This is a genomic window from Microbacterium sp. 13-71-7 (assembly GCF_002257455.1).
Lineage (GTDB): Bacteria > Actinomycetota > Actinomycetes > Actinomycetales > Microbacteriaceae > Microbacterium.
Genome location: NZ_NCKN01000215.1, coordinates 1 through 6,905, shown reverse-complemented (window position 1 = coordinate 6,905; position 6,905 = coordinate 1). Strand labels below are relative to the sequence as shown.

Sequence of the window (6,905 nt, the reverse complement as noted above, 5' to 3'; positions counted from 1 at the left end):
CGTGGCGGCAGGGTGGGCGTTGCGCGGCCGGCGCAGCAGCGCCTCGATGCGCGCGCGGAGCTCGCGGGGGCGGAACGGCTTGACGAGGTACTCGTCGGCGCCGGAGGTCAGGCCCAGCACGACGTCGGACTCCTCGCCGAGGGCCGACAGCATGATGATGAACGTCGCGCTGAGGGCCCGGATCCGGCGGGCGGCCTCGAAGCCGTCGATCCCCGGCAGGTTGATGTCCAGGGTCGTGATGACCGGCTCATGCGCGGCGACGGCTGCCACGCCGTCGAGTCCGGTTCCGGCGAGCACCGTGCGGAAGCCGGCGGCGCGGAACACCTCGTCGAGCAGCGAGCGGACGTCCGGATCGTCCTCGATGATGACCGCGGTCTTCGTGTCGTCTTCGCTCATACTCTTCCCTGCGCTTCGGTCGTCTGCATCATATCGATATGTCCGCGACGCGATGCGCGGCGGATCCTTCGACCGTGCGGGGTCTCAGCGGGCGGTCGCGCGGGCGATCGTGACGATGCGGGGTGCGTCGGCGTCGAGCTCCTCGGGCGAGAGGTCGTCGGCGCCCGCACCGACCGGGCGCTCGAGCTCGATGTCCCACCAGGCGTCGGCGAGCTCCTCTGCCATGCCGCGCCCCCACTCGACCACGACGACGGATCCCGGCACGTCGACGTCGAGGTCGTCCAGTTCCGCGGCGGATCCCAGTCGGTACGCGTCCATGTGCACGAGAGGGGCGCCCCCGACCAGCGACGGGTGCGTGCGGGCGATCACGAAGGTCGGGCTCTGCACGGGTCCGCGCACGCCGAGCCCCTCGGCGAGCCCGCGCGTGAACGTGGTCTTCCCCGCGCCGAGCGGGCCGGTGAGGATCAGGACGTCCCCGGCGACCAGGTCGGATCCGATCCGCCGGCCGAGCTCCTCCATGGCCTCGGAGGTGCGGATCTCGTGCCGCCCCGCCAGGTCGTCGAGCGCCGTCACGACACGCTCCGGCGCGGCACGCGCTGGCCGATCCTCGTCACGATCTCGTAGTTGATGGTGCCGGCGGCCTCGCCCCAGTCCGCCGCGGAGGGGAGCCCGAGAGTCGGATCGCCGAACAGCACGGCCTCGTCGCCCACCGAGACGGGATCGTCGCCGACGTCGATGAGGAACTGGTCCATCGCGATGCGCCCTGCGACCGTGTAGCGGCGCCCGCCGATCTGCACCGGACCGCGGCTCGAGGCGCCGCGCGGCACGCCGTCGGCGTAGCCGAGCGGGATGAGCGCGAGCGTGGTCTCGGCGTCCGTGCGGTGCGTGTAGCCGTAGGAGACACCCGTGCCGGCGGGCACCCGGCGCACCGCGGCGACGGCGCCGCGCAGGGTCATCGCGGGGCGCAGCCCGAGATCGGCCGAGCTGCGGTCGTCGAACGGGCTGAGCCCGTACAGCCCGATGCCGATCCGCACCGCATCGAGCCTGGTCTGCGGCAGGTCGATGGCCGCGGCGGTCGCGGCGATGTGGCGCACCTCTGGGGTGATGCCGAGGGCCGACGCCTCGGCGCACGCCGTCTCGAAGGCGGCGAGCGCGGCCAGGTCGTCCTCGGGCGACGTGTTGGACACGTGGCTGAACAAGCCGACGATGCGCAGGCGCCCGATCCGCTCGAGGCGCGCCGCCTCCGCCAGCAGTCGGGAGCGGTCGCCCGGGGCGATGCCGTTGCGGCTCAGTCCCGTCTCGAACTTGAGGTGCACCCGGACCGGATCCGAACCGCGACTCGCCTCCGACGCGGCGAGGAGCTGCTCGAAGCTCGAGATGCCGAGCTCGATACCGGCCTCCGCGGCGTCGTCGAACCGCCGGCCGGGAGCGTGCAGCCAGGCCAGGATCCGCGCGTTGACGCCCGCGCTGCGCAGTTCGAGCCCCTCCTCGACCGTGGCGACGCCGAGACTGGTCGCCCCGCCCGCGAGCGCGGCGACGGCCGCCGCGGCGGCGCCGTGCCCGTACGCGTTCGCCTTCACGACGCCGATCACGTCGACGCCGGTGAGCCGGCGCAGGTGCCGGGTGTTGTCGCTGATCGCGTCGAGGTCGATCGTCGCCTCGCGGAACGGCGCGGTCATGCCCGCTCCTCCCCCGCGCGATCCTGTCGAGGCCCCCCTGCAGGATCCGCGCCCCCGCTGAGGTGCGCATCTGCGAGGGGGCTTGGACGCTCAGAGGGGGCGTCGACGGATCCGGCCCCGGCCCCGGCGGGCGCGGATCCCCCCGCGGGCGCGGCGGCGGACTCGCGGGACTCCGCCACCACGTACGCCGAGGCGAGGCCCGCGTCGTGTGTGAGGGAGAGGTGCAGCGTGGTGATGCCGCGCTCGGCCACGGCGGCGGCGGTGCTGCCGCTCAGGACGAAGTACGGCCGACCCGAGGGCTCGGACGCGATCTCGATCTCGGTCCAGTGCACCCCGTCGGATCCGCCCAGCGCCTTGATCAGCGCTTCCTTCGCGGCGTAGCGCGCGGCGAGCGACGGCAGCCGCAGCGCCTGCTCCGACGGCGCGAACAGCCGCTGCATGAGCCGAGGCGTGCGGGCGACCGTCCGCTCGAATCTCGGGATGTCCACGAGGTCGATGCCGGTGCCGATGATCACCGATTCAGCCTACCGGGCCGGATCCGCGCACCCCCGCTGCGCCGGCGGTCCACCCGGGCGCGCGTGGACCGGCAGGATCCGCGAATGCACCGAATCCTGCCGATCGCACCGCCTCTTCACGTCGACGACCCGTGCACTCGACAAGCACCCGTGCACTCGTCGCACGCGGACCGAGCCGAAGCGGAACCGAGGACGCGCCCGGCGTCACTCCACCGTGACGGACTTGGCCAGGTTGCGGGGCTGGTCGACGTCCAGGCCCTTCGCCGTGGCGAGCGCCATCGCGAAGATCTGCAGCGGGACGACCGCGAGGATCGGCTCGAACAGGGCTCCGGCGAGCGGGATGCGGATGACCTCGTCGGCGAACGGCAGCACGGCCGCGTCGCCCTCCTCGGCGATCACGATCACGCGGGCGCCGCGCGCACGGATCTCCTGGATGTTGGAGACCACCTTCGCGTGCAGCAGGGCGGAGTGCCGCGGCGACGGCACGAGCACGAACACCGGCTGTCCGGGCTCGATCAGGGCGATCGGGCCGTGCTTGAGCTCGCCGGCGGCGAAGCCCTCGGCGTGGATGTAGGAGATCTCCTTGAGCTTGAGCGCGCCCTCGAGCGCGATCGGGTAGCCCACGTGGCGTCCCAGGAACAGCACGGACCGCGTGTCGGCCATCCAGCCCGCGAGCTGCGTGACGTGCGCCTGCTCCCCCGCGAGCACCTCGGCGATCTTCGCGGGCAGCGCCTCGAGGTCGGCCACGGCGGACGCGCCGTCGGCGGCCGAGAGCGTGCCGCGCACGCGGCCCGCGTGCAGGCCGAGCAGCAGCAGTGCCGTGATCTGCGCGACGAACGCCTTGGTCGACGCGACCGCGACCTCGGGGCCCGCGTGCGTGTAGACGACGGCGTCCGATTCGCGCGGGATCGTCGCGCCCTGGGTGTTGCAGATCGACAGCGTGCGCGCACCGCGCTCGCGGGCGTACTTGACCGCCATGAGCGTGTCCATGGTCTCGCCGGACTGGCTGATCGACACGACCAGCGTGTTCTCGCCGATCACCGGGTCGCGGTAGCGGAACTCGTGCGCGAGCTCGACGTCGACCGGCACGCGCGCCCACTGCTCGAGCGCGTACTTGCCGACCATGCCCGCGTACGACGCGGTGCCGCAGGCGGTGATGATGATGCGGTCCACGCCGCGGAACAGGTCGTCGGATCCGTCCAGCTCCGGGATCACGACGGCGCCGTCGCGCACGCGGCCGCGGATCGTGTTCGCGACGGCCTCGGGCTCCTCGGCGACCTCCTTGGCCATGAAGCTCGGCCAGCCGCCCTTCTCGGCGGACGTGGCGTCCCACGAGACCTCGAACGGCTCCGGCGTGACGGGCGCGCCGTCGAAGTCGGTGACGGTGACCTCGGAGGGCGTGATCGCGACGATCTCGTCCTGGCCGATCGCCAGCGCGCGACGGGTGTGCTCGACGAAGGCGGCGACGTCGGAGCCGAGGAAGTTCTCCCCGTCGCCGAGGCCGATCACGAGCGGCGAGTTGCGGCGTGCGGCGACGACGAGGCCCGGCTCGTCCTGGTGCACCGCGAGCAGGGTGAAGGCGCCCTCGAGGCGGTTCACGACGGCGCGGAACGCCTCCTGGAGGTCGCCCGTGCGGCGGTACTCGCGGCCGACGAGGGCCGCGGCGACCTCGGTGTCGGTCTCGCTGCGGAACGTCACGCCCTCGGCCTCGAGCTCGGCGCGGAGCGCGGCGAAGTTCTCGATGATGCCGTTGTGGATGAGCGCCAGCTTGTCGTCGTCGGCGAGATGCGGATGCGCGTTCGCATCGGTCGGGCCTCCGTGCGTGGCCCAGCGGGTGTGCCCGATCCCGGTGCTGCCGTCGGCGAGCGCGGCGTCGGCGAGCGAGTCGCGCAGCATCTGCAGCTTGCCGGCCTTCTTGCGCATGCCGAGCGATCCGGCCTCATCGATGACGGCGATGCCTGCCGAGTCGTACCCGCGGTACTCGAGGCGGGCGAGGCCCGCGAGCAGGATGTCCTGGCTGGGGCGCGGCCCCACGTATCCGACGATTCCACACATGGATTCCAGGGTACGGCCGCGATTTTGCGTGGGTTCCGTACGAATCAGGCGCGCCTGCGATCGAGAGGAGCACGAAGGCGGTGCCACGGGGTCGGATCGGGGATCCGACGGCCCGCTCTCAGGCGCGGCCGGCCTTGCGCACGATGCGCGGAGAGGGCAGTCCCGACCGGGCGAAGGCGCGGCGCAATCCCGCGGCGTCGGGGAAGCCGGAGTGCGCCGCGATCTCGGCGATGCCGAGCGGCGCGCAGTCGGCGTCGCGCATGAGCTCGCGGGCGAGCTCCACGCGGATCCCGCGGAGCTCCTCCGCGGGCGCGCTGCCCTCGGCCGCGAACAGCCGCTGCAGCTGCCGCACCGACATGTGCATGTCGCGCGCGAGCGCCGCGACGCCGAAGTCCCGCTCCGCCCGCCGCGCCCGCATGATCGAGCGCGCCCTGTCGATGCGCGCCGCCTCGCCGTCGTGGAGGACATGGGGTGCGGCCTCGACCAGCACGCCGAACACCATCTCCGCGAGCAGGCGCTCCACGAGGCGATCCGTGACCGCCGTCGGCTCGGTGTGCTGTGTGAGCAGCGAGGACAGGAACGCCTCCAAGCCGAAGCCCAGCGGACTCGGCGCGATCACCTCGCCCGCGCCCGGCAGCACCGGCTCGATCTCCGAGAGCGCGGACCACGGCACCCAGAGGCACATCACGGTGCCGTCGCCGATAGCGATCACCCTCGTGTCGTGGTTCGGGCGCAGGAAGCACAGGGATCCGGGCGGAGCCTGCCGCAGCACGCCGTCATCGCAGGAGATCGCGAGCGGGATCTCGGCGATGAGCATCACGGCGGTCTCCTCGCCGTCGGCCGGCCGCGCCGGCCACCACCATTCGGCCCCCGCCTGCAGGGTGTGCCCTGTCGCGAGCACGCCGTGGAAGCGGCGAGCGACGTCCAGCTGCTCCTGCCTCATCCCCCGCGGCAGCATCGTCGCGCGGGTGTCCACCACGATTCCCATCGGAGACCTCCCCACAAGGTCCCGCGGGTGCGGCTCCCCAGCCGCAGGAACCCGCGTGCCCGTCACTCTACGCCTGTCGCGCCCTTCGCGAGGGTCGTTCTCGGAACGCGTCAGGATCCCGCGCACGCCCCGCGTGCCGCCCTGGCGCCCGCTCACGACGCGGGCGGACGCTCCCCGTGCAGGCTCTCATAGATGTCGTCCACGAACTCGGCGACCTGCGGTGCGCCGGACACGGGGCCGCCGGCGAGCAGGCCGTCGGCTCCGAGCAGGATCGCGCTCGGTGTCATCCAGGCGTCGGCGAAGGTCGCGCTCACGTACTTGCTCGCGTCGTGCAGCGTCTGCGGCTCCTGCGCCGACGTGAGCGTGCTGCCCTCGGGGTCGCTGCGCAGCAGGAACCGCACGGAGACCTCCGGCAGCAGCTCGCGGTACCGGTCGATGCTCTCGATCACGGGCGTGCAGGATCCGCAGCCCTCCGAGACGGCGAGGAGCAGGACGGGCTCGCGCGCCGAGAGCTCCCGGAGCGTCACGGTCGTGCCGTCCCCCAGCTGCACCGGGACGGCGGGGGTGCGCGTGCGGATGTAGTCCTCGGGCTCGCCGTCGGCGCCGATCGCCGCGGGTGCCGCGGCGCCGTGATCGCTCGGCGCGTCGGCGGATCCGGATCCCCCCTCCTGGACGAGCAGGAAGGTGACGGCGACCGCCGCGAGCGCCAGCGTCCACGGCCACAGGGCCGCGGCGAGCAGGGCGACGCCGCCCCACAGCGGCTGGGCGCCGATCGTGGCCGCGGAGATCAGGGCCAGCAGCACGAGCCAGGCGTTGCGCAGCAGGGTGCGGCCCGTGATCGGGCGCCGCTCACCGAAGCACGCGCACGAGGCGTCCGGCGTCTGCCGCCGCGCGCGCCACACCATCGCGAGGTAGGCGGCGAAGAGGAGCACCGCCACGACGGCGGCGGCGATCCCGAGCGGCCCGCCGAGCAGCAGCAGCGCCGCCGCGAGCGCGAGCTCGCCGATCGGGTGCAGGCGGATCAGCCATCCCCGGCGCAGCGCGGCGGGAACGCCCATCGCCTCCCAGCCGGCGGCGTCGTCGGGCGTGCGCAGCTTGGCGACGCCGCTGACGACGAGCACCCCGACGAGGATGAGGGTCGACGTCTCGGCCGCAGCCGGGAGCAGGAAGGCGAAAGGAGCAGTCCCCATGGAGTCAGTATCCCAGCCGCCTGCGCCGTCGAGGCGCGGCCGGCGTATCAGAGCTTGCGCAGCAGCACCGACTCCACGGCGT

6 protein-coding genes and 1 pseudogene are annotated in these 6,905 nt (G+C 73.2%); all 7 read right to left on the bottom strand.

The annotated features are described in order from the left end of the window. The coding region (locus B7X32_RS16825; protein WP_292722207.1) for a response regulator transcription factor at positions 1 to 396 on the bottom strand (396 nt) is incomplete at its 3' end. Positions 397 to 480: 84 nt separating this feature from the next. Continuing rightward, a complete protein-coding gene (gene tsaE / locus B7X32_RS16820) occupies positions 481 to 915 on the bottom strand; it encodes a tRNA (adenosine(37)-N6)-threonylcarbamoyltransferase complex ATPase subunit type 1 TsaE (RefSeq protein WP_292722211.1) in 435 nt (144 codons plus the stop codon). Between the two features lie 50 nt (positions 916 to 965). Then, positions 966 to 2,075: an alanine racemase gene (gene alr, locus B7X32_RS16815; protein ID WP_292722205.1), complete on the bottom strand. Its 1,110-nt coding sequence runs from the start codon at positions 2,073 to 2,075 to the stop codon at positions 966 to 968. A 167-nt stretch (positions 2,076 to 2,242) separates the two neighbouring features. Next, positions 2,243 to 2,590, bottom strand: a pseudogene (locus B7X32_RS16810) (holo-ACP synthase); the annotation flags it as partial. A gap of 204 nt (positions 2,591 to 2,794) precedes the next feature. Then, positions 2,795 to 4,645: a glutamine--fructose-6-phosphate transaminase (isomerizing) gene (gene glmS, locus B7X32_RS16805; RefSeq protein ID WP_292722203.1), complete on the bottom strand. Its 1,851-nt coding sequence runs from the start codon at positions 4,643 to 4,645 to the stop codon at positions 2,795 to 2,797. Positions 4,646 to 4,763: 118 nt separating this feature from the next. Further along, positions 4,764 to 5,624, bottom strand: coding sequence for a helix-turn-helix domain-containing protein (locus B7X32_RS16800; protein WP_292722200.1), 861 nt, complete (start codon positions 5,622 to 5,624; stop codon positions 4,764 to 4,766). A gap of 161 nt (positions 5,625 to 5,785) precedes the next feature. Continuing rightward, a complete protein-coding gene (locus B7X32_RS16795; RefSeq protein WP_292722197.1) occupies positions 5,786 to 6,823 on the bottom strand; it encodes a MauE/DoxX family redox-associated membrane protein in 1,038 nt (345 codons plus the stop codon). Positions 6,824 to 6,905 lie beyond the last annotated feature (82 nt).

Bases quoted from the DNA above. Each gene is read 5' to 3' on its own strand.
- B7X32_RS16795 (WP_292722197.1), bottom strand. From the start codon at position 6,823: ATGGGGACTGCTCCTTTCGCCTTCCTGCTCCCGGCTGCGGCCGAGACG.
- tsaE (WP_292722211.1), bottom strand. From the start codon at position 915: ATGGAGGAGCTCGGCCGGCGGATCGGATCCGACCTGGTCGCCGGGGAC.
- alr (WP_292722205.1), bottom strand. From the start codon at position 2,075: ATGACCGCGCCGTTCCGCGAGGCGACGATCGACCTCGACGCGATCAGC.
- glmS (WP_292722203.1), bottom strand. From the start codon at position 4,645: ATGTGTGGAATCGTCGGATACGTGGGGCCGCGCCCCAGCCAGGACATC.